This window comes from Desulfoluna sp. (assembly GCF_030145185.1).
Taxonomy (GTDB): Bacteria; Desulfobacterota; Desulfobacteria; order Desulfobacterales; family Desulfolunaceae; genus Desulfoluna.
In genome coordinates this window covers 1-22,274 of record NZ_JAQYWB010000026.1, presented here as the reverse complement: position 1 = coordinate 22,274, position 22,274 = coordinate 1, and the positions used below count along the sequence as shown (strand labels likewise).

Annotated in this window: 17 protein-coding genes; 7 read left to right on the top strand and 10 right to left on the bottom strand. The window is 55.6% G+C overall.

What is annotated here, in order from left to right:
• The first annotated feature begins 123 nt into the window (after nucleotides 1-123).
• The 4 genes from Q1Q75_RS10265 (at nucleotide 124) to Q1Q75_RS10250 (ending at nucleotide 7,518) form a co-directional block, all read left to right on the top strand.
• On the top strand, nucleotides 124-2,406 hold the full coding sequence (locus tag Q1Q75_RS10265; RefSeq protein WP_300670050.1) for a sigma 54-interacting transcriptional regulator: 2,283 nt from the start codon (nucleotides 124-126) through the stop codon (nucleotides 2,404-2,406).
• 412 nt (nucleotides 2,407-2,818) lie between these two features.
• Nucleotides 2,819-4,189: an acetyl-CoA hydrolase/transferase C-terminal domain-containing protein gene (locus tag Q1Q75_RS10260; protein ID WP_300670048.1), complete on the top strand. Its 1,371-nt coding sequence runs from the start codon at nucleotides 2,819-2,821 to the stop codon at nucleotides 4,187-4,189.
• 113 nt (nucleotides 4,190-4,302) lie between these two features.
• On the top strand, nucleotides 4,303-6,105 hold the full coding sequence (locus tag Q1Q75_RS10255; protein WP_300670046.1) for an acyl-CoA dehydrogenase: 1,803 nt from the start codon (nucleotides 4,303-4,305) through the stop codon (nucleotides 6,103-6,105).
• Between the two features lie 651 nt (nucleotides 6,106-6,756).
• Entirely contained in the window at nucleotides 6,757-7,518 is a 762-nt protein-coding gene (locus tag Q1Q75_RS10250; RefSeq protein WP_300670044.1) for a DUF6125 family protein, read from the top strand.
• A gap of 616 nt (nucleotides 7,519-8,134) precedes the next feature.
• Here Q1Q75_RS10250 and Q1Q75_RS10245 read toward each other — a convergent pair.
• Nucleotides 8,135-9,361, bottom strand: coding sequence for a sodium:proton antiporter (locus Q1Q75_RS10245; RefSeq protein ID WP_300670042.1), 1,227 nt, complete (start codon nucleotides 9,359-9,361; stop codon nucleotides 8,135-8,137).
• A 399-nt stretch (nucleotides 9,362-9,760) separates the two neighbouring features.
• Nucleotides 9,761-10,294, bottom strand: a complete 534-nt coding sequence (locus Q1Q75_RS10240; protein ID WP_300670040.1) for a hypothetical protein — start codon at nucleotides 10,292-10,294, stop codon at nucleotides 9,761-9,763.
• A gap of 216 nt (nucleotides 10,295-10,510) precedes the next feature.
• On the opposite strand from Q1Q75_RS10240, the gene trpB reads away from it, so the two are divergent.
• Entirely contained in the window at nucleotides 10,511-11,728 is a 1,218-nt protein-coding gene (gene trpB / locus Q1Q75_RS10235; RefSeq protein ID WP_300670038.1) for a tryptophan synthase subunit beta, read from the top strand.
• Between the two features lie 141 nt (nucleotides 11,729-11,869).
• Here the strand turns inward: trpB and Q1Q75_RS10230 are convergent, their stop codons facing one another.
• Nucleotides 11,870-12,841 carry a calcium/sodium antiporter gene (locus tag Q1Q75_RS10230; RefSeq protein WP_300670036.1) on the bottom strand — a complete coding sequence of 324 codons (972 nt, stop codon included), beginning with the start codon at nucleotides 12,839-12,841 and terminating at the stop codon, nucleotides 11,870-11,872.
• A gap of 126 nt (nucleotides 12,842-12,967) precedes the next feature.
• On the opposite strand from Q1Q75_RS10230, the gene Q1Q75_RS10225 reads away from it, so the two are divergent.
• Nucleotides 12,968-13,906: a D-2-hydroxyacid dehydrogenase gene (locus Q1Q75_RS10225; RefSeq protein ID WP_300670035.1), complete on the top strand. Its 939-nt coding sequence runs from the start codon at nucleotides 12,968-12,970 to the stop codon at nucleotides 13,904-13,906.
• Here the strand turns inward: Q1Q75_RS10225 and Q1Q75_RS10220 are convergent.
• From Q1Q75_RS10220 to Q1Q75_RS10210, 3 genes are all read right to left on the bottom strand, one after another.
• The gene (locus Q1Q75_RS10220; protein WP_300670033.1) at nucleotides 13,903-14,424 is read right to left on the bottom strand and encodes a hypothetical protein; all 522 of its coding nucleotides are present in this window, start codon (nucleotides 14,422-14,424) and stop codon (nucleotides 13,903-13,905) included. The two genes, Q1Q75_RS10225 and Q1Q75_RS10220, sit on opposite strands and share 4 nt — an antisense overlap.
• 132 nt (nucleotides 14,425-14,556) lie before the next feature.
• The gene (locus tag Q1Q75_RS10215) at nucleotides 14,557-15,141 is read right to left on the bottom strand and encodes an HDIG domain-containing metalloprotein (RefSeq protein ID WP_300670030.1); all 585 of its coding nucleotides are present in this window, start codon (nucleotides 15,139-15,141) and stop codon (nucleotides 14,557-14,559) included.
• 465 nt (nucleotides 15,142-15,606) lie between these two features.
• The gene (locus Q1Q75_RS10210) at nucleotides 15,607-16,380 is read right to left on the bottom strand and encodes an enoyl-CoA hydratase/isomerase family protein (RefSeq protein ID WP_300670028.1); all 774 of its coding nucleotides are present in this window, start codon (nucleotides 16,378-16,380) and stop codon (nucleotides 15,607-15,609) included.
• Between the two features lie 803 nt (nucleotides 16,381-17,183).
• On the opposite strand from Q1Q75_RS10210, the gene Q1Q75_RS10205 reads away from it, so the two are divergent.
• Entirely contained in the window at nucleotides 17,184-20,117 is a 2,934-nt protein-coding gene (locus tag Q1Q75_RS10205; RefSeq protein WP_300670026.1) for a PAS domain S-box protein, read from the top strand.
• A 23-nt stretch (nucleotides 20,118-20,140) separates the two neighbouring features.
• On the opposite strand, the gene Q1Q75_RS10200 is transcribed toward Q1Q75_RS10205, so the two are convergent.
• From Q1Q75_RS10200 to Q1Q75_RS10185, 4 genes are all read right to left on the bottom strand, one after another.
• Entirely contained in the window at nucleotides 20,141-20,446 is a 306-nt protein-coding gene (locus Q1Q75_RS10200; RefSeq protein ID WP_300670024.1) for a 4a-hydroxytetrahydrobiopterin dehydratase, read from the bottom strand.
• A 251-nt stretch (nucleotides 20,447-20,697) separates the two neighbouring features.
• Nucleotides 20,698-21,234 carry a porin family protein gene (locus Q1Q75_RS10195; protein WP_300670023.1) on the bottom strand — a complete coding sequence of 179 codons (537 nt, stop codon included), beginning with the start codon at nucleotides 21,232-21,234 and terminating at the stop codon, nucleotides 20,698-20,700.
• A 308-nt stretch (nucleotides 21,235-21,542) separates the two neighbouring features.
• Entirely contained in the window at nucleotides 21,543-22,013 is a 471-nt protein-coding gene (locus Q1Q75_RS10190) for an SRPBCC family protein (RefSeq protein WP_300670022.1), read from the bottom strand.
• 66 nt (nucleotides 22,014-22,079) lie between these two features.
• A partial coding sequence (locus tag Q1Q75_RS10185; RefSeq protein ID WP_300670020.1) for a hypothetical protein occupies nucleotides 22,080-22,274 on the bottom strand: 195 nt, incomplete at its 5' end.

The following is a 22,274-nucleotide window of genomic DNA, read 5'->3' as shown; positions in this document are numbered from 1 at the left end:
CTGTGTTACCATTCCGCCACGTTGTTTTGTCCTGCCCTCATCCTCCTGATTCACAGGGAAAGTGGCGGGTATTCGGGCATCGACGTGTGACGAGTTTATCTTTTACGACGAGGCCAACGTATCATGGACGATCTCAGAGCGCAGAATCACAGGGCCTATATCTCTTTTTTGAATCTCTTGATTCATTCTCAAACGGAAGACGAGCTGCTTGAAAAGCTCTGTCGGCTTCTCTCCTTTTCGAAGGAGAGCCCTTACGACTATGCCTGGGTGGGGGGGCTCCCGGAGTCGGACGATGAACGGGTGGCGGTCAGGGCTGGCAGTCAGCTGGAGGCCTCCTGCCCTGATCTTGCGGTGATTCGAGGGGCTGCGGCCGATGGGCGGGGCTGTCCTGCGGCCATCGCTCTGGCTGACAGGCGCACCTGTCTTGTTCAGAATATCGCCACAGATTACAATTTCTCCCGGTGGAGGGAGGACGCCTTGAAGATGGGCTATTCAGCCGCTGTCAGCCTGTTGCTGTCCCCAGGGGTCGGGGAGCCTTGGGTGGTGACCCTTTACGCCTCGGGGGGGTATCTCTTTGATGCGGAGGAGCTGAATCTTCTTGAGGTGTTGGCCCGGGGGGTGGGCGGGGCCGTTCAGAGATTGAGAATGCGCGAAAGCCATCTTCGGTCCATGGAGGTCATGGTCAAGAGTGAGAAAATGTACCGGGCGGTTTTTGAGAACACGGGCACAGGGACCATCATCATCGATCATGAGATGACGATTCTTTTTTCCAACGAACGCTTCGAGGCCATGGTGGGGTACACCCGTGCGGAGATCGATACCCGGATGAAGTGGTCTCAGTTTGTGGTCCCTGAGGATCTGGACCGGATGCAGCGCTACCATTACGGCCGGCGAAAACCGGGGTCGGATATCCCCATTGAGTATGAGTGCCGGATTCATGGGAAGGCCGGGAATCTGACCTATATTTATATGAAGGTGGGCTTGATTCCCGGCACCATGAACAGCATCGCCTCGTTTATGGACATCACCGAACGGAAGCTGGCGGAGAATAACCTGAGGGAGAGTGAGGCCAAGCTCTCGGCTATTCTGACGACCTTTGAAGGCTTTATCTACATCATTACGGTGGACCGAAGGCTGGAGTTTATCAACCGGACCCTGGAAGAGTGGATCGGACGGAATGCGGTGGGGGAGATGTGTTACAAGGTGATCTACGGTCTGGATAAGCCTTGTCCCTGGTGTACCGAGGAGGTGTTTACCGGGCAGACGGTGCGCCAAGAGGTCAAGAGCCCCCATGACGATCGCTGGTACTTTGCGGTGCGCACCCCGATTTTTGACAGCGATCGCGCCGTGATCAAGGTGCAGTCCATTGTGCTGGATATCACGGATCGAAAGCTCACCGAAGAGGCCATCGCCGAGAGTGCCAAACATTTACGCAAGGAGAATCTCCGGCTGCGGTCCACGATCCGGGAGCGATACAAATTTGGTGACATTGTGGGCAAGAGTGAGGTGATGCAGGAGGTCTATGAGCTGATTCTCAAGGCCGCTGCCACCAGCGTTCACGTGATGGTCTACGGGGAGTCGGGGACAGGCAAGGAACTCGTGGCCCGGGCGATTCACCGCATGAGCGATCGAAGCGCGAAACCTTTTGTGCCGGTCAACTGTGGGGCCATCAGCGAGAACATTATTGAAAGTGAGTTTTTTGGTTACAAAAAGGGGGCCTTTACCGGTGCCAGTTCCGATAAGAAAGGCTTCCTCGATATCGCCGATGAGGGCACCCTTTTTCTCGATGAGATTGGTGAGATCGGTCTCAACATGCAGGTCAAGCTCTTAAGAGCCATTGAGGGCAGCGGGTACACGCCGGTGGGGGGCACCCTCGTTCGAAAACCCAATATCCGTATTGTGGCCGCCACCAACCGGAACCTTAAGGAGCTGGTGCAAAAAGGGCTCATGCGGGAGGATTTTTACTATCGGGTCCATATCATCCCCATCAAGCTGCCACCCCTTCGAAAGCGCAAGGATGACCTGCCGCTTCTCATCGATCATTTTTTGTCCATGTACGCCTCTGGAAAGGAGGTTCCCCCTATCACCGGCCGAATTCTTGCCGCATTTACCCGGTATCACTGGCCGGGCAATATTCGGGAGCTGCAGAATGTGCTGAAGCGCTATGTGACCCTGCGAAAGATTGATTTCATGGAGCTCATGGAGACGGAGTCGGAGGCGTATGATGTGGAGATGGATCTGCCCGATACCGGGACGGGGCTCACCCACGCCGTGGAGGCTTTTGAACGGCAGATGATCGAGCATGCGTTGGACAAGACTCGCTGGCAGAGGGGGCGCACGGCGGAGATGCTTGGCATTCACCGGAAAACTCTTTTTACCAAGATGCGCAAGTATGGATTGAAATAGCCACTATATGGGGCTGTATCGCCACAAGGCGACCTAAACTACTTTAACCAAACGATGAACGGCAGGCAGAGGGGAACGCGGTGTGGCGAAATAGCCACATTGCTTCCCCTCGTCTGTTTTTGGAGGGGCGCTCATTTATTGTTTTTTTATGACAAAAAACAGAGGGATGTCTCCTTGTTGAAAGAGATGGCACATTTGTTGCCACTGATTACGTCATGAAACGGCGTATACGTCGAGTAACGGTGAGAAAGAATCGTCACCGGGTTCCTCACCCGGTTTCACTGGTTCGGCGTAACCGTGGGCCATGTCGTGCGGAAGCATCCCCCAAAGAAAGCAGGGTCTCCCACATTCCCTGCAGGGGGGTGCCCGCCAGGCACCAGCGGTAAGAATCATCATCTCACAGGGAGGGGTTATGGGTTTCAGGAGTGATTACAAGAATAAACTCGTTTCGGCAACAGATGCGGTTTCCATCGTCAACCCGGGAGACTGGGTGGATTATGGGGCGTTTTGTTGTGCCCCGGAATTTCTGGATGCGGCCCTTGCGATGCGGCAGGATGACCTGTGGGATGTGAAGGTTCGAGCCCTGGCCTTTCCCGGAGTGGCCGCGGTCTCCAAAGGGGACCCGGAGAGTGGCCGATTCATTTATAACAGCTGGCATTTCAGCGGTGGTGAGCGCAAGAGTCACGATAGGGGCAACTGCCATTTTATTCCTTTTGTTTACCATGAAGGGCCGTCCCATTATCGAAAGAATCTTCGAAGCGATGTCTGCATGCTGCGCGTGGCTCCCATGGATTGTTTCGGAAACTTTAACTTCGGCATCGCCAACTCTTTTCAGCGGGCGATCATCGAAAGTGCCCACAAAGTGATTGTGGAAGTGAACGAGAATATACCCCGCTGCCTCGGAGGGGCTGAGGAGTCGATTCACATCTCTGAAGTGGATTTTGTGGTGGAGTCGGACAACAAATCGCTTCTGACCCTGCCGGATTCTGCCGTGACCGTCGTGGACAAGGCCATCGCCACCCTGATCGTTCAGCAGATCGAGGATGGGGCCTGTATTCAGTTGGGGATCGGAGGCATGCCCAATGCGGTGGGCAAGCTCATCGCACAGTCAGAGTTGAAGAACCTCGGGGTGCACACCGAGATGCTTGCCGACTCTTACCTCGAGATGTATGAGGCCGGGAAGATCACCAACAGTGAAAAGGCCAAGGATCGGGGCAAAATGGTGTACGCCTTTGCCCTGGGAAGCCAGCGGCTCTATGACTTTCTTGACAACAACCCCGCCTGCGCCAGCTACGCCGTCGATTATACCAACGGCCTGTTCAACATCGCAGCCAATGATCGGGTGGTCTCGATCAACAACGCCCTGGAGGTGGATCTCTACGGTCAGGTCTCTTCCGAATCCGCAGGGTACCGGCATATCACCGGAACCGGCGGACAATTTGATTTCGCTTATGGCGCGTACCATTCCAAGGGGGGAAAATCCTTTATCTGCCTCTCGTCAACGGCCCGCAATAAAGAGGGCCAGCTGATTTCCCGCATCAAGCCGGTCTTCGATCCCGGCACCGTTGTGACCCTGCCCCGGTCCATTACCGAGTATGTGGTCACCGAATACGGCATGGTTTCCCTCAAAGGCAAGTCGACCTGGGAACGGGCCGAGGCCTTGATCAGCATCGCCCACCCTGATTTCAGGGACGACCTGGTTCGAGATGCCCAGCGCATGCGAATCTGGTGTGCCGCCAACCGGAACGATGAGGTCCTTCACATGGTGGGTGCCTGCGCCTGACCCGTGGATGATACCGAATGCATTTAACCGCAACCCGCTTTCGAGGTGGCTCACCTCGCCGCCGGAGGCAGGCTTTCTTACCCGCTCTTAACAACAAAGAAAGGAACCGATTCATGGCTCAACTGATTGCAGATAAAAGGGATATTGACTTCGTACTTCATGAGCAGCTGAACGTTGGAACAGAGTACAAAGCCGGGTCCTATGCGGAATTCAATCGTAAAACCATTGATATGATTATCGGTGAAGCCCGGAATCTGGGGATCAAGGAGATGCTTCCGCTGCAGAAGGTGGGAGACGGGGGGTGCACCTTTGATGCGGGGACCGTCACCGTACCTGAAGGGTTCAAACATGCCTACGATTTGTATTGTGAAGGCGAGTGGCTGGCCATGAGTGACGACCCGGAGTGGGGCGGCCAGGGCCTTCCCCATGCCGTGTCCATGGCTGCCAACGAGTATTTCTACGGTTCCTGCAACGCCTTTATGCTTTACAACATGCTCTCCCACGGGGCCGCAAAGCTCATTGAGGGGTACGGAACGGAGGCTCAGAAAAAACAGGTCCTGAAGAAGATGTTCTCAGGGGAATGGTCTGGCACCATGCTGTTGACAGAGCCTGAAGCCGGTTCCGACGTGGGCGCCCTGACCACCGTGGCCAAAAACAACGGCGACGGCACTTATTCCATCTCGGGAAGTAAGATCTTTATCTCCGGCGGTGAGCAGAACATGGTGTCCAACATCATCCACCCGGTCCTCGCCCGCCTTGAAGATGCACCGGCAGGCACCCGCGGCATCTCCCTTTTCATGGTTCCCAAATATCGCATCAATGACGACGGCAGTCTGGGCGATTTTAACGATGTGGTCTGCACCGGCATCGAAGAGAAGATGGGTCTCCACGGCAACTGCACCTGCTCCTTGACCCTGGGGGGCAAGGGGGAGTGTATCGGGACCCTTCTGGGTGAAGAGAACAAGGGCATGGCCGCCATGTTTTTGATGATGAACGAAGCGCGGCAGATGGTTGGACTCCAGGGATTCGCCTGCGCCACGGCCTCTTACATCCACGCCTTGAACTATGCCCGGGAGAGGGTACAGACCAAAGGGATGACCGACCCTTCAGGTTCGGCTCCCGTTGCGATTATCAATCATCCGGACGTGAAACGGCAGCTTCTGATCATGAAGTCCTATGTGGACGGCATGCGAAGCCTGCTTTATTTCGGCGGGCTCTGTCATGACAGGATTGCCATGAGCGAAGATGCCGATGAACGCAGCAAATACGGCCTGCTCCTGGAGGTGTTGACCCCTGTGATCAAAGGGTACATCACGGACAAGGCCTTTGAAGTCTGCAGCCATGGGATTCAGGTTTACGGCGGCTACGGTTATGTGGAGGAGTTCCCCGTGGCCCAGCTCTTGCGGGATTCTCGGATCTTTATGATTTACGAGGGCACCAACGGGATCCAGTCCATGGATCTTCTCGGCCGCAAACTGGGAATGAAAAAAGGCAAGCCCTTCATGGACTTCCTGGAGATGATCCAGGGCACCATTAACCAGGCCAAAGGGGTTGAGGCTGTGGCTTCCCTGGCGGAAAATATGCAAACGTGTTTTGCCAAGTACACGGAAGTGGTCGCCTCCATCAGTAAGGCCGCCATGTCCGACAAGGTACTGGATGCCTACGCCTTTTCTCACCCCTTGCTGGAGGTGACCGGCGATCTGACCATGGCATGGATGCTTCTCTGGCGTGCCACCGTGGCCGCTCCCCTGGTTGATAAGAAGAAGAAAGATTCCGCCTTCTACAAGGGTCAGATCACCACGGCCCGCTTCTTTATCAATACCCTGCTGCCTTCGGCCATGGGTAAAATGGATGCGATTCAAACCTGTGATGGCGCGGTGACGGCCATGGACGACGCAGGATTCGGGGGGAAATAGCATGAAGGGTTTGGCCTCCGGCGGCCCTGCCGGGGGCCAAACGTTCGAACCGTTTGATAAACAGGCTTTAAATAATATTTCGAGAGCCCGACGCTTGCGGTAACCTTCACGTATCATGGCCTCTCTTGCCTGTCCCAGGGCGGGCAAGAGAGGTTGTGCAACCAAAAAGGTTTTGCGGTTTTTACCAAGGCGCAGCCGGCACCCTTTCAAAAAGCGACTTGCCAGAGGCATTTTTTTTGTTCACGTGATTGAGTGTTCGTTCCAAAGCATGGGCGCCTCCTTTTTTAGAAGAAATCTGCCTCGGGCGAACCTGCCTGGGCGATTATTTAAAGGGGTCGGTAGACGCGCAAAATACATTGTATCCATTTATGCGGGTATACTTAAGGGCGAATAGGTAGTAAATAATGAGCCGTTGGGGCATGGTTACGGTTCCAGGGCCCAGGGTTTTGATCACGGTTTTTTTTGTGTTTGTGCTTCTTTTTCATTGAATCAAAACCCCTGTGCAAACGGCAGTTTTCTTTGCTTTTCCTGGCCGAAGAGCAAAGGGGGGCTGCGCCTTGACCGCCGGGGGCACATCGTTTCAATTTTTCGTGCAGCGCGGTGGGTTCCCTTCACCATGCATGGCATTCATTTAATCGAAGAAGGCGTCAGATGATGGAAACGACCAAGATGGAGTTGGAGGGGTTGAGCCGGGAAGAGACCGCACGGCTGGCTATGGACATGATGCATCGCATCATCATGCATCACGTTCTCTGGTTTACGGAGGTGCGGCATCAGCTCGGAACGGAGAAGGCCCAGGAGGCTCTCTGGAAGGCCCTCGACACAAGTCGGGATATTCAGTTAAAACGTCTCTCCAGGACCCTGGGGTTTGGCATGACCGACGGCATCCCCGATGCTCTGCTCGATTTGGACGCCGAGAAGATGCACGCCCTTCTTGAATCGATCTCCATCAATTGGCTGGCCAATGACGGGGTGTGGTTTCAGTCCGTGGAGTTTACCCACGGCATGAACGATGCCAAACGCTGTAATGATTCCTGCTGGGGACATTTTTCTCCCTTTGAAGCGTCTGCGGTGAAGCGTTTTCTCGGGCTCTCAGAAAAGCCTGGTCTTGAGGGGCTGAAGGCCGCCCTGAAGTTTCGCATGTACGCAAGGATCAACGAGCAGTCCATCGTGGATGAGGACGAGGGCAGCTTTGTTTTTCAAATGAACAAGTGCCGCGTTCAGACGGCCCGGCAGCGGAAGAACCTGGACGATTATCCCTGCAAATCAGCCGGTCTTGTGGAATATCCCAGTTTTGCCCGGGCCATTGATTCGCGCATTCAGACCGAGTGTATCGGGTGCCCGCCGGATGTTCATCCTGACGAGTGGGTCTGTGCCTGGAAGTTCTCCATGGACCCGGAAGAGACGGTATGATTTTTTTGTGACATGATTTTTGGAGCCTCCCCTTTGCGGGGCGCTCCTAACCGATGTTCTGGCTCAGATCTCTCCTAAATTCATGTTGTTCTGGTTACCTTGTCAATGAAATAGACTGCATGAATGACCAACAGCATTTCTTCCTGTCCCGGACGTCCGACCGCGTCCGGGGTTCCACCATGCTGTGAGCCAGAGCTTTTTTTAAAGGCACCGCCACCACTCTTTGAGAGTTGTTGCGGTGTTTTTTTTTGTGAATAGTGAAGATAGTGAATAGTGAATGGGGAATAGTGAATGGGGAATAGTGAATGGGGAATGGTGAATAGTGAATAGTGAATAGTGAATAGTGAATAGTGAATGGTGCATAGGGAATAGGGAATGGGGAATAGGGAATGGGATTGCGTTCTGGCAAACCTTGGCGGAGTGATTCAGTAAGCTTAAATCCGATCCGGTGGCGGGGGATTATCTTTTTGCATCGTCAGCCTTAAAAATCTTGCGATACTGCGGGCACAATCGTCAGTATTGGAAGGCAAATGCAATTTGGCCTGAGGAACGAGGGACAAAGTGCATTTGCAACCCGCTTTCAAGGTGGCTCACCTTGCCGCCGGAGGCATGTTTTTTAATGATGGCGCTTAATCAGTTTGCCGATGGTGAGGCCTTGAATGACGATGGAGCAGATCACCACGACGTAGGTCATGGTGACGAGGCCGTCCCGGACCGGGATGGAGGCGGGCAGGGAGAGGGCCAGGGCTACGGAGATGCCTCCCCGGAGGCCGCCCCAGGTGAGGATGGGGAGGGCACCTTTGGCAAAGGTGCGGAAGGGTTTCAGGATGGCCAGGGCACCGGCAAGAGAGGTGAATCGGGCGAGCAGGACGATGAAGAAGGCCAGCATGCCCAGGCCCAGGAAGCGTCTGCTGACGGTGAGGATCAGGATTTCAAAGCCAATGAGAAGGAAGAGGACGGCGTTTAAGGTTTCGTCGAGGAGTTCCCAGAAGGTATCTAAATGCTCTCGGGTTTTGTCGCTCATGGCAAAGGCCCGGCCTCGGTTGCCGATGAGAAGGCCCGCGATGACGATGGCGATGGGGCCGGAGAGATGAAGGGCCAGGGCCAAAGCATAGCCGCCGGTGACCAGGGCCAGGGTGATGAGGACCTCCACCTGGTAGTTGTCCACCTTGGAGAGGAAGAGGTAGGCGATCCAGCCGGTGACGAGGCCCAGAATCAGGCCACCGGCCACCTCTGTGGCGAAAAGGGCCGCCACATGACCGGCGGAGAGTTCGGCCTCGCCTGTGGCGATCTCCAGGATGGTCAGAAAGACCACCACCCCGATGCCGTCGTTGAAAAGGGACTCCCCGGTGATCTTGACCTCCAGGCTTTTGGGAGCGCCCGTCAACTTCAGGATGCCCAGCACTGCCACCGGGTCGGTGGGGGAGATGAGGGCACCGAAGAGGAGGCAGTGGATGTAATCCAGGGTGAGGCCCATAAGCCCTGCCGCGTAATAAACCAGGGTTCCGGTGATGAAGGTGGCGGCCACCACGCCCACCGTGGCGAAGAGAGCGATTTCCACCTTGTTTTCCAGGAGGTCATCCATCTCCACGTGAAGGGCACCGGCAAAGAGAAGAAAGGAGAGCATCCCCACCATGAGGGTGGTGTTGAAGTCGATGCCGGCGATGAGCTTGGCCACTCCCGGATCGAGCCCGAAGGGGGCCAGCACAATCAGCCCCAAAGACATCAGCATGGCAATCATCATGATGCCGATGGTGGCGGGAAGCTTGATGAATCGGTCGTTGATGAAACTGAAGAGGGCGGCCAGGGTGATCAATATGGCAATGGCGTTAAAAAGGTGCATGGGTCATAAGGTCCTGAATGGGGGGTGGATGATTTTCACGGGTGTCGATTGGATTGACAGAGAAGCAGTCTTCGGCGGCAAGGTGGGCCACCTTGAAATCAGGTTACGAATGCGTTTTGCCCCCATGTCACGGCGTAGCCACAGGCGAAGACGGATCGCTTGTCGCGCCGTAGCCCATTGACGTGGGGTAAGTGGTGACGCATAGACATGGGCCTATGCGGACTGGTCACGCCGGAGGCTTTTGCGTCGGCGGATTCCTCGGGGGAAATCACATCCGCTTTTAAGATGAAATTGAATCAAGGTTATTTTGTAAAACCTGTTTGTTGAACTTTTCAAAAGTTTAGCCCCCGGCAGGGCCGCCTGAGGCACTGTCGGGATGGTTCCTTTTGACGCGCTGTTTTACGCCGACTGTTCATCTTTAAGATGGACACCCCATTCGTCGGCAAGGAGCTCGGGGCGGTGCCCGGAGAGGCTGCGCTGACTTGCCCACTCCATGATGTCGCCGTCTCGGGCGGCACCGGTGCACAAAAGGCCCTGGGCGGGGCGGATTCCCGCGCGACCCAGGTCGAGGCGGTCGGAGTCCCAGCAGACCCGCACGGTGAGGTCACCGGTGATCAGCCCGTCTGTGTGCGCTTCGCAGGCGTAGGTAAGCAGTTCGAGTTGCCGATCACTTAAGGAGAGGAATCCAGACTGGTGGAACTGGCGAGCCAGTTTTGCGCCACGGGCTCCGTGGTTGGGGTCAAAGGATTCGTTGTGTCGGCAGGCATCGTGGAAAATGGAGAAGAGCTCCACAACGGTGAGATCAGCGTCGGTGCGGTCGGCCAGCAGCCGTCCATTTTCAAGAACACGGGCCCAGTGAACAAGTCCATGGCGCCCCTCCAGGGGCTGGACATACTGGGCAACGATAGCCTCGATGAGAGGTTTGGAGATCACGTAGGTCACCTGTAGGGGCTAAAATTGACAGAAAGAGTACTATAGGTGGGTTTGGGGTTGAAAGGCAAGGTGATTGGCGCTTTTTCTGCTTCCGGAAGTAAAAAAAGGTTGCAAAAGGGGCATGAGTGAGGCATGTTTCTGCATGTAGAAACATGTGGCGGCCGAACCGGTAAGGGCAGGCCCTTAGATAGACGATTCAGACCCAGGAGAAGAGATATGACCACCGATATTCGCAGCCTTGAAATGCCCAACGCCGAAGGTTATTTTGGAGATTATGGCGGCAGCTTTGTTCCGCCCGAGCTCCAGGCCATCCTTGATGAAATCACCGCCGCCTACAATGAGATCAAAGAGGATCCCGCGTTTATCAGCGAGCTGACCATGCTCATGAAGGATTTCGTCGGGCGTCCCAGTGCTTTGTTTCACTGCAAAAACCTCTCCGAGAAGATCGGGGGCGCTCAGATCTACCTCAAGCGGGAAGACCTCAACCATACCGGAGCCCATAAGATTAACCACTGCCTGGGTGAGGCCCTTTTGGCCAAGCGCATGGGCAAGAAGAAGCTGATTGCCGAAACCGGCGCCGGACAACACGGCGTGGCTCTGGCCACGGCGGCTGTGCTTGTGGGGCTGGAGTGTGATATCTACATGGGGGTGATCGACATTGAAAAAGAAAAACCTAACGTCATCCGCATGCGGATCTTAGGGGCCAATGTGATCCCGGTGACCCGAGGCACCCAGACCCTTAAAGATGCTGTGGATGCCGCCTTTGAAGCGTATCTTGCGGATCCGGTGACCCAGCTCTATGCCATTGGCTCCGTGGTGGGGCCCCATCCCTTTCCCATGATGGTGCGAGATTTTCAGAAGATCATCGGCATCGAAGCCCGGGCTCAGTTCCAGGAACGCTACGGGAAACTTCCCGATCACCTGGTGGCCTGTGTGGGGGGCGGTTCCAACGCCATGGGGCTCTTCGCTGCCTTTCTTGAAGACGAGGGCGTCAAGATGCATGGGGTTGAGCCTTCGGGGGCGGGCCTTGAAGATGGCAAACACGCCGCCACCTTGACCCTGGGAACGCCTGGGACCCTGCATGGCTTTAAATCGTATCTTCTTCAGGATGAGGCCGGTGAGCCCCTGCCCGTTTACTCCGTGGCAAGCGGCCTTGATTACCCGGGCGTTGGTCCCCAGCACAGCCTCCTGAAAGACATCAAGCGGGTGAATTATGTCACGGCAGGGGATGAGGAGACCATCGACGCCCTGTTTGAGCTTTCCCGCACCGAGGGCATTATCCCTGCCATCGAGAGCGCCCATGCCGTGGCCTACGCCATGACGCTTGCCAAGGAGCTCCCGAAGGAGGAGACCCTTCTGGTGAACCTCTCCGGCCGGGGCGACAAAGACATCGATTTTGTGGTGGAGAATTACGGAAAGAAATTCGGCGTGTAGATCGCGCATAAAAACACCGCACTGCGTGTAACGAAAAAAGGCCGCCCAATGGGGTGGCCTTTTTTTTGCCTGTTTGTCAAACCCAGTCCATAAAAAATTTTCAAAAGTTTGGCCCCCGGCAGGGCCGCCGGAGGCATGCTTTTACCGAAAAATCTCCATGGCCACCCAGGCATTGTAGCCGATATAGGTGACGACAAGGATCAGGCCTTCGAATCGGTTGATGCGTCCCCTGCCTTTGAACCCGTATCCGATGGCGAAGAGGGAGAGGGTCAGAAGGCCCATGGTGAGGGCATCCCGGGTAAGGACTTCCGGGGGCACGTCCATGGGGTGGATGGCCCCGGCAATGCCGACCACGGCCAGGGTGTTGAAGAGGTTGGATCCGATGACATTGCCCAGGGCGATGTCGTGTTCTCCCTTGCGGGTGGCGATGATGGAGGAGGCGAGTTCGGGGAGGGAGGTCCCCACCGCTATGATGGTGAGGCCGATGATCAGGTCGTTCACGCCGAAGGCTCGGGCCATGGCCACGGCGCCCCAGACCAGGATCCGGGAGGCGACGATGAGAAAAATGAGGCCGGAGAAGAGCCGAAAGAGGGCTCGTGAGAGGGGCTGGGCGTCCGTCGTAAGCCCTTGTTCTGTTTCATTGCCGAGGGTATCGTTTCGGTGGTGGAGGCCCTGGCGAATGGTCCAGGCTATGAGGCCACCGAAGATGGTCAAGAGAACCCAGGCGTCCATGGCGCTGATGTGGCCATCGGCGATCTGAAAGGCCGAAAGAGCGGTAATGACGGCGAGAAGGGGCAACTCTTTTCGAAGCACCTGGGAGTGGACGGTGATGGGGGCAATGAGGGCTGTGATTCCTAAGATCAGGGCGATGTTGGCAATGTTGGAGCCATAGGCGTTGCCCAGGGCGATACCCGGGTTGCCTTGGGTGGCTGCCAGGCCGGAGACCACCATTTCAGGGGCCGAAGTGCCGAAACCCAGGATGACCATGCCGATGAGTAAGGGTGGCATTCCGAAGTGACGGGCGGTGGCGGCGGATCCATCGACAAAACGGTCGGCGCTCCATACAAGAAGGGCCAATCCGAAAATGACAGCAAGAAAAGCAAGGGGTATCAAATTTATAAGGCCTTGTTCATTCAGAAGGTTGTGGTTGCCTGGGAAAAATAGGGCTGGAAGACTTAAAAAAACTGCGGATACCGTAGCATAAAGAACGTGGCAAAGAAAGAATGGAAGGAACACGTCATGACGCATGGATTGATTTTGGCACGAGACGCCCGGGTTTACCTGCCCCTGGTGGAAGCGGCGGGCTTGCCGGACCTGACCCTTCATGCCTGTGAGACGGTGGCTGAGGCTCGAAAGGTTGCAGGGCGGTGCGAGGTGATTCTCGGGCAGCCGGATAGGGTGGCGCAGGTGCTTGCCGACGCATCAAGGCTTGTGTGGGTGCAGTCCACCTTTGCAGGCGTCGATGCCTTGTGCCGCGAAGGGCTTCGGAAAGATTACCTCCTCACCGGGGTGAAGGGGGTGTTCGGTCCGTTGATGAGCGAGTATGTCTTTGGCTATATTCTGGCCAGGGAGCGGAACCTTTTTGCCGTTCGGGAGAATCAGCAGGCCCGGGTGTGGGCGCCTCTTGCTTACCGAGGCCTGCGAGATCTGACCCTGGGGGTGTGCGGGCTGGGCTCCATCGGGGAGCATGTAGCCCGGACGGGGCATCATTTCGGTATGCGGGTTCACGGTTATCGTCGAAGCGGAGGAGAATGCGAGGGGGTGGCCCAGGTTTTTCCACAAGGGCAGTTTTATGATTTTTTATCCTCGTGTGATTATGTGGTGTCGGTTCTTCCCGCCACGCCTTCCACGCACCATCTTTTTAATGTGGAGGCGTTTTCCGCCATGAAAACCTCGGCTGTTTTCATGAATGTGGGCCGGGGCAGCACGGTGTGCGAACCTGATTTGAGTGATGCTCTGGAGAGGAGGGATCTTGCCGGGGCCGTGCTGGATGTGTTTGAAGAAGAGCCGTTGAGCCGTGAGAGTCCCCTGTGGACGATGCCGGGTGTTGTCGTGACCCCCCACATCTCTGCCATGAGTTTTCCTGAAGAGATCGCCGGGATCTTTTGTCGCAACTTCCTCGCCTTAAGGCGGGGGGAGCCCCTCGACGGGTGCGTTGATTTTCATCGTGGGTATTAATCGATTCGTGGGAGATTGAGGCTTTTATCACGACGTATGATGCTTCTCCGCCTTTGTTCGCTGTTTGTTGTGGCTGAACCACGACGGGTGCAGGTCATGGAGGGGGGCAAGGCCCCGGGTTCACGAACCAAGTGTGCCGCTCCCCTGAAACCAAATCTCCGATACCAGAGGGCCAGGCCCTTGTCATCGAGCCATAAGGGGTTTCCGTTGGGGCAGTGAATGGGGCTGAGGCTGAGGGGGACCTGGCATTGGGTGGCCACCCGGCACAATTCTTTAATCATCGTTGTCCCCTGTCCCTTTCCCGGGGTGAGGGCGCCCAGGTGATAAATATGGACCACCTCGCGTTCGTTCAGGTCCATCACGGCCAGGGCGATGATACCGATGGCTGTGCCACCGCAGTCTTCAAAAACAAAAGGGAAGATCTCCTCCAGGCCAGGGCCATAGCCCACGCTGATGGCGATGCGACTGGTAAAACGGGTGTAGAAGGAAAGGACCAGGTCATGGGCTGAACTTGCCATGGGGGCTCCGTGGTTGATGCTGCATTTGATGTTCGAAATGGATTTGCAGCAGACACACAGAGGAAGGGGATCAAGTCCGCGTTATGATTTTGACGGGATCACCGAGGGTCTTTTCGACCCCCGGCTTATGAGCTAATTCGCTTCAGACATTCCCAGGCCGATGGACTCGGCCACCTCGCGCATTCCGAGGATGGTTTCGTCGATGAGCTCCGAGAGTTCCATGCCGAGCATTTCGGCACCTTTTTCGATGATGGAACGATCTACGCCAGCGGCGAAGCTCTTCACCTTCCACTTTTTTTTGACCGATTTCGGTTTCATGTCCATGACGCTTCGGGAGGGGCGGACCAGGGCCGTTGAGGTGATGAGGCCGGTGAGTTCATCGATGGCGTAGAGGGTTTGCTCCAGTTTGGTCTCTGGTTTGACGTCGGAGACAATCCCCCAGCCGTGACTGACGACGGCCCGGATCCAGGATTCGGGCCATCCGGCTTCGGTGAGAATTTCCTTTGCCTTGCTGCAGTGCTCTTCTGGGAACTTTTCGTAGTCAATGTCGTGGACGAGGCCGATGATGCCCCAAGTGTCGGGATCTTCTTCAAATTTTTTGGCGAAATGGCGCATAACCCCTTCCACGGAGAGGGCGTGGCGGGTAAGGCTTTCAGAGGTGTTCCAGGTCTGGAAGAGTTCGAATGCAGCGCTGCGTGTGGGGTGACTCCGGCTCATGTTTCACGGCTCCTTGCTGATGGGCGACGGCCCATGATTTCTTGGACAGGTATCACAGGCCTGCGCCCCGGCCACGCCCGGGTAAAATAAACTTATCGGGCGTGTTGATGGGGGGGTGCAGTCGAGATACGTTTTTCCTGCGTAACTATTCAGCCCCCAAAAAGCCTCCGGCGGCAAGGTGTGCCACCTTGAAAAGCAGGTTGCGAATGCGTTTTGCCCCTCGTGCCTCGGGCCAAATCACATCCGCTTTTAAGATGAAATTTGATCAAGATTATTTTTTAAAACCTGTTTGTTAAACCCGTCTTTATGAAATCAGGCAAAAGTTTAGCCCCCGGCAGGGCCGCCGGAGGCACAAGCTGAATCGTTACTTTCCTGCGAACGCATCAAAGTGAACCACTATAACCCTTTCAGGTCGAAGTGCAAGGCGCCGAAGCCGATTTTTCGAAGCTTACCGGGGGGCGTTGGCTACATCTCCTCATGCTGGTGGCGTCTCAAGGTGGTTTCCAGAATTTTGTTTTCGTATTCCAGGAACCCTTCCAGGTCTTTCATGCCGTATCCCAGAAGTTTTTTAATGCCGAAAAGGGCCTGGGGGCTCTTGTGGGCAAAGGCGTGGGCAATTTCGAGGGCACTGGTTCGAAGGGACTCCGGTTTGACGACGCGGTTTACCAGGCCCAGCGACAGGGCTTCATCCATGTTGATATCCCGCCCTGAGTAGAGGATCTCCGCACATTTTGCCGGTCCCAGCATATGTGAGAGGAAGAAGACACCGCCGCCTTTGGGGGGAAGTCCCAGGTCCATCACCGGGTTTTCGAAGAGGGTCTCCTCACTGGTGATGCGATAGTCACAGGCCAGGGAGAGGTTCATGAAGAGAAAGGCCGTGTTTCCGCTGCCAGCATGCACCACAAAGGGGTTGATGGTGTAGAGTTTCATGATGAACTGGTTGAGGCCGTTATAAAGCCGTTTGAGCAGGGTCTGGTCTGCGACCGTGCTGGTGCTTAAGTATTGGCGGTAGAAGTCGAGGTACGCTTCTTTGTCCAGGCGCTGGGGCGCGGCGAGAATCAGGAAGACACGGATGGTTGGATCTTTGGAGACGGAGTCCAGATATTCCAGAATACGGGTCTTGGCCGGGAGATCCGTGAGGTGGTGGAGCAGGTGTTTGTGGAAGGTGAGCACCTCCACATCCTCCACGCGTTCTGAGGTAAAGAGATCGGTGTCGTTGTTGTCGAGGGATTGGGTCATGGCGTACCTCCATGTGGCTTAGCCGTTCCTCTGGGGGGGGACGGCGGGTCATTGAGAGCCTTCGTGTGGCGTCGGCGTGGAGGACTCGTCACCGCATCGATAAGGTGGCAGGCCGTGTCCTTTGGTTTTTCAGGCCGACACGCATAAGATAGATCAAAAATCGTGCCTGAAATGTTGAAATGTTAAAATACAGCAACAGGAAGGGGGGCGGATCCCTTGTGGGCAGGTACCCGAAAGGCGACAGAGGCCCGAAGGGGAAGGGAGCATAAGCGCATGGCCTTGTCTCCGACTTAAGGGCGACGATCTCGGGGGGATGCGTTTCATGCTGCGACGTCCCCGAGTAAAAGGAGACATATGCAGCGTGCATTGTTGACACCCTGCAAAGGCGGCTGACAGCTGCGGGGCTGTTGTTTGGGGCGCGGCTGCTCAGGGCGTTGCGGCTTCTTTAAAAGCCAATTTTCTCAAAGTTATCAGATCTGTGCGCCTTTCACAATTGGTTATGCGGTTGGGGCATAAGACGGCAGGGGTCTTTTAAGACTCATCCCCTCCTGGGAGCCATTTTTAATCGCCTTTTTCCCCGGCTCTGCTGATGGTGTCGGAGCCCGGCGAGGGGCGTTAAACCGAGTGGGACGCCGGTGCGTTTGACGTAATGACCGTAAACGACACCGTTTTTAGTTGACGGCAGCCCGCTGTAAATGATTTGGTCCTGAAAGGGGAACGTTCGTCAATACGGAGAAGGGGGGCCCTGACGTGATCGGGGTGAGGTTGAAACAGGCAGGATGATGGGGTGGAAGGGGGTGGGTGTGATTCGTTTCAGGTCCAGCATGAGTGTTCAGCTGACGGTGACTCTTTCAATGGCTTTATTGCTTTTTGCGGTTGTTTTTGCCCTGTTCACGACCCGTCACGTTCAGATGTTTGGTGATGATTTTTCTGCGCGGGCGCTCCGTACCCTGCGTCATCGGGTTGAATTGAATTTGGCGGACCGTGTCAGGGAGCGCGCCCTCCATTACGATCATTTTTTTGAAAAAATAGCTAAAAATTCTGCTTTGCTGGCGGAAAAAGCAAGGGATTCGTTGTTTGTTGAATCACCTTCCTCGTCTCTTCTTGAGTCTATGACAGCCCTTGAAGGGGCCCCTTCCGGCGTTTTTATGGGCCCGCTTGATACGCCGGTTTTTACGATGCGCCTTTCCGATGGAGAGCCCTCTCCTTCTGGCATAACGCCGGAAGGCCTTTCCTGCCTTGTCCCCTATCTTGAGGTCTTGGGCCAGGCTTCTGAGCCTACCGTTGCCGCCTACCTCACGACGATGAATGGCTTTTTCCTGTATTATCCGAACCGCGTGTCGCGGGAGGCTTTTTCCGGGCTGACCTTGGAGACCCTTAAAAAAAGAGGGTGGTTTTCGGCCGCCACCTTGGATAAAAATCCTTCGCAGGGCACCGTCTGGACACCCATGTATGCCGATACCTTCGGGCATGGCATGGTGGCTACGGCCGCCACGCCTATTGTTTCACCTGAAGGGGTTTTCAAAGGCATGGTGGGGATTGATCTCTCTTTTCAACGTCTTTTCGAACCCTTTTTTGATGAAGATGAGACCTCCCTTGATGTGGACGGGATGTTCTGGTTTCTGCTGGACAACAAGGGCGTTCCGCTGTTGTTTTCGGAGGATGTTCTGGCTTTTTTTGGTCTCACGGGCTCGGTGAAGGAGGGGCAGGGTCTCCTGACCTCCTCCCATGCAGAGGTCAGGCAGTACACCCACCGGCTGCTGAATCTCGATAAAGGGGTCGGGCGCCTGGCGCTTGGGCAGGGAAATTGGATCGTCTCTCATCATGTGTTGTCCAGTATGGGGTGGGTCTTGGGCGTCGTTGTCCCGGAGGAGGCCCTCTTTGCAGGGCTTAAAGGGACCCAATCGAAACACCGGCAGACGACCCGCCGCATGGGCTGGGATATTGTGGCTGGGGCTATTGTTTTTATCTCTTTGATCCTGGGCCTTTTCTATTGTGCCTTGAGGGAGCGACTCGTGCGGCCCTTGCAGATGCTGGCTTATCAGGCAAAGCGGGTGAGCGAGGGATATCTTGAGATCGAAACGGTGTCCCTTAAGGGCCAAGATGAAATGGCGCGTCTTGCCGCTTCCTTTGATCAGATGATCGCCTCTTTAAGAGAAGGCCGGGATTTTCAGGAGCGAACCACGGATTACCTGGAGGCCATGGTCCGGTCCCGCACGCAGGCTTTGGATGAAAAGGCCGAAGAACTTCACTCCGCCCTCACGGAACTGACCACCATTTTTTCCAACAGCATGGTGGGGATCATGCTCCTTAGAGGAGGCCGTCGTCTCTGGAAAGCCAATGATCGCATGGCCCGAATCCTTGGTTATGATTGTCCGGAGGAGATGGAAGGCCTTTCGATGCGGGAGCTCCACCTGAGCGAGGAGATGTTTCTCCGCTACGGGTCCCGCCATTATGATGCCCTGGTCCATGGTGAGTGCATGCAGATTGACTACCAGCTGAAGCGTCGAGACGGAACCCCTGTGTGGTGTACCCTCTCTGGAAAAGCGGTGGACGACAGCGTTCCCCCCGACCTTGATAAAGGCGTTATCTGGGTGGTGGATGAGATCACCCAGAGGAAAGAGTCCGAGCAGGCGATTCGTGAGAGTGAAGAGCGGTTTCGGGAGATGGCGGAGCTGCTCCCCTGCATTGTCTGTGAAGTCGATTTTTCCCTTCGGGTGACCTATGTGAACAGCCTCGGTTTAAAAGTGTTTAATATCGCACCAGAGGATTTTCATAAGCCCGGCATCGTTCTCCAGGCCTTTCACCCTGATGATCGGCAGCGGGTGGTGGGGCGTGTCGAGATCTCTCTGGGTGGCGGCGAGGTGGAGCCCACCGAATATCGGATGATTCCGGTCGGGGGAAAGGAGATGACGGTCCTTTTCCACTCGGCTCCCATTGTTAAAAACAGCGCCGTGGTGGGACTTCGGGCCAGCCTCACCGATGTGACGGAATATCGCGCTTTGCAGGAGACCCTGCTGAAGCAGCGGAAACTGGAACTGATTGGGTCCCTTACCGGTGGTCTTGCCCATGACTTTAACAATATGCTTGCGGTGATGCTGGGGCGTGTGGAATTGGCAGTCCTTTCACTATCCGAAGGCAGTCCGGCTCAGGAGCATCTGGTGATCATGGAAGAGACCCTCGGCCGGGCTCGGGATCTTATGGCCCGGTTGATTACCCTCTCCACCCAGGGGGAGGATGTCGAGCGTTCCGTTTCCCTTCAGGTGGTGCTTCGCCGGTGTGTTGATGAGGTGGGCGGTGCGTCAGAAGGCGTGTTCCTCGATCTGTCGGCGGCTGTGCCCCAGATGCCTGTCGTCAGCTCACAGATGGAGCAAGCCATTGCGTCTGTGCTGACCAATGCCCGGGAAGCCAGTGACGGAAAGGGGGGGGTGTGGGTCACCTGCCGCTGTTTAGAAAAGGGGAGCCAGGGGCATACCGCCCTGACGGAGGCCTCTGTTGTGGAGATTGCATTTAGGGATAAGGGGCGAGGCATCGCGGAGGAGCACCTTCCGCATATTTTTGACCCGTATTACACCACCAAAGAGCGCAGTACCCGGAAAGGGATGGGGCTTGGTCTTGCAGTGACCCATGCGGTGGTGGCGCGCCACGGGGGGACCGTGGCCGTGGATTCCCGACCGGGATGGGGAACCACGGTGTATATCTGTCTTCCCCTCCCGGGTGGCGATACCCGGGGATGAGAAGCGAGCGAGTGAGGGACGGATCAGAGACCTGAAATTCGTTCCATAAAGGTGGCCATCGAAAAATCATGTTCGGTCAGTCCCCCGGAATCAAGGGTTGTCAGGGCCACGTCCACTTTTCCGTAAACGTTGCTCCATTCCGGGTGATGGTCCACTTTTTCCGCTTTGATGGCCACTCGGGTCATAAAGCCGAAGGCGGCATTAAAACTTTTGAAGGCAAAGCGCTTCTTCAGATAATCGCCCTCCACACACCAGGGCAATTCGCATGCATCGTTTAACTCTTCAAGGCGCATGCTGATCTCTTCTTGAGACAAACCATTGGGCTCCATGGATCCTCCATTCTCAGGGGCGGTTAATACAGCCCCTGTCCTTGGCTATCATTGATTCGGTGATGAACCGTTCGTTGATCCTGTTCTTTCATGAGTAATCAAATGATGATGTGGAATCAAGGAGAAAGAGATCCTTTTTCTCGATTGATGGGGAGAGGGGGCCTTTGGGACTCGGTGGGGGGAACTTTCCTGCGGTGCCGGAGGCCGGGAGTGCGGCCTCCGAACGGCAAGGGGGGGGGCTGTGGAGTGGTTTAGAATGTGTAGAGAAGTTTCATGTTCCAGTCGTGAAAGCTGACCAGGGAGAGCTTGTCAATCCCTGCGGTACCGGCGAGTTCTATTTCAAGGGCAAGGTTGTCGTTTAAAGGCCAGTCAATTCCCATGTTGCCCCGGGCGCAGATGTCAGCCTTGGAGAGGCGGCCGTTGAGGGTGTTGTCATCGCTGACATGGATGTCCAGATACCCGATTCCAGCGGAGATGTAGGGCTTGGCACTGTTGGTTATGATGGGGTACCATCGAAGCAGAGCGGACACCTGTCGGACGTCAACGTCATCGTCTGTGAGGGGATTGGAGATGTCGAAATCGTCCAGAAAAAGGGTTTCCAGGACCAGCGCCCAGGTTTCATTCCAGTGGTGACCGGCCGTAAAACTGGCCCCCGTGGATTTATCAAATTCGAAGTTTTTTCCGGCAAAGTGGGCCCCCACTCCCATGAAGGTTTTGCCATTGTCGGCGGAAGCCGGCTGGATGATCAGGACAAGCATGGCGGTAATCAACAGAATACAGCGTTTCATGGTGACTCTCCTTGTTTATGGTTTCGACATGGTATGAACTGTGTTTGTGCGCAGCCGTTATTTACGGTTAAAGAGGTAAATTACACAATCTGTGCCGGAGTTGGATGAATATGGTATTTTTTACTGATATCGCGAAGAGATGAGGAAAAGATCGTAGAATTGCACTATAATTTCAGGGGTATGGAATTGTCGAAAAAAAATCGTGTTCAGGAAGGTATGACGGGTGTCATAATGCAGGGTCATGACAAGGGGAACCCCTAATTGACAAGGGTGTCCGCCGGTTTTCCAAGGTGTCGGGCTCCTTCCTTTCACGCCTCGGAGGGGGGATAAGGGGTGAAGAGTTCCGTGAACCGTCGGTGTCGGTACGCAAAAATACGTGTGAGGACCTTTCGAATGAAGAGGGCGTGAATCAGCTCGCCGATGGGTCCCAGGGGAAGGCGGTAGTGGATGGTGTCGGTCATGAGGACGCCTTTCGGGGTCTCGGTGAGCTCGTGATGATGGTACCAGAATCGATAGGGTCCGAGGCGCTGTTCATCCACAAATCGGCAGGGGGCCTTGATGTGCTTGATCTCCGTGATCCAGCGTTGGCGACCGAGAAGGGGCAGGCCGATCCGGTATTCAATGATCAGACCGTTTTCCATGGTCTCCGGAATTTCGGAGACGATCTCGAAATGCAGCCAGGGCGGGGTGAGGGTGTTGAGGTTGGCCGGGGCTTGAATAAACGCCCAGGCTTTTTCGCGGGTGGTGGGAAGCAGCTGGTTTTGTGTCAGGGTGTGCATGATGGCCCCCAAGGGTTCCGAAGGCTCTCATTTTTTTGGGCCTGGCGGTGAGAGCCTTCGTGTCTTTTATTTTTCTTCGATGCGCCAGCCAGGGCCGCAGATGATCTTCTTTCCGTCTTCATCCATGAAGGAGAAGGCCGCGCCGCCCCCGCCTTCGGTGGGAAAGGAGTAGATCTTCGTGCGGCCGGACCAGGTTTTTTTGGAGCCGTCGTAGAGGGTGTGGGTGATGACGCGCTCCAGGCCCACGGTGTCTGCCTGGAT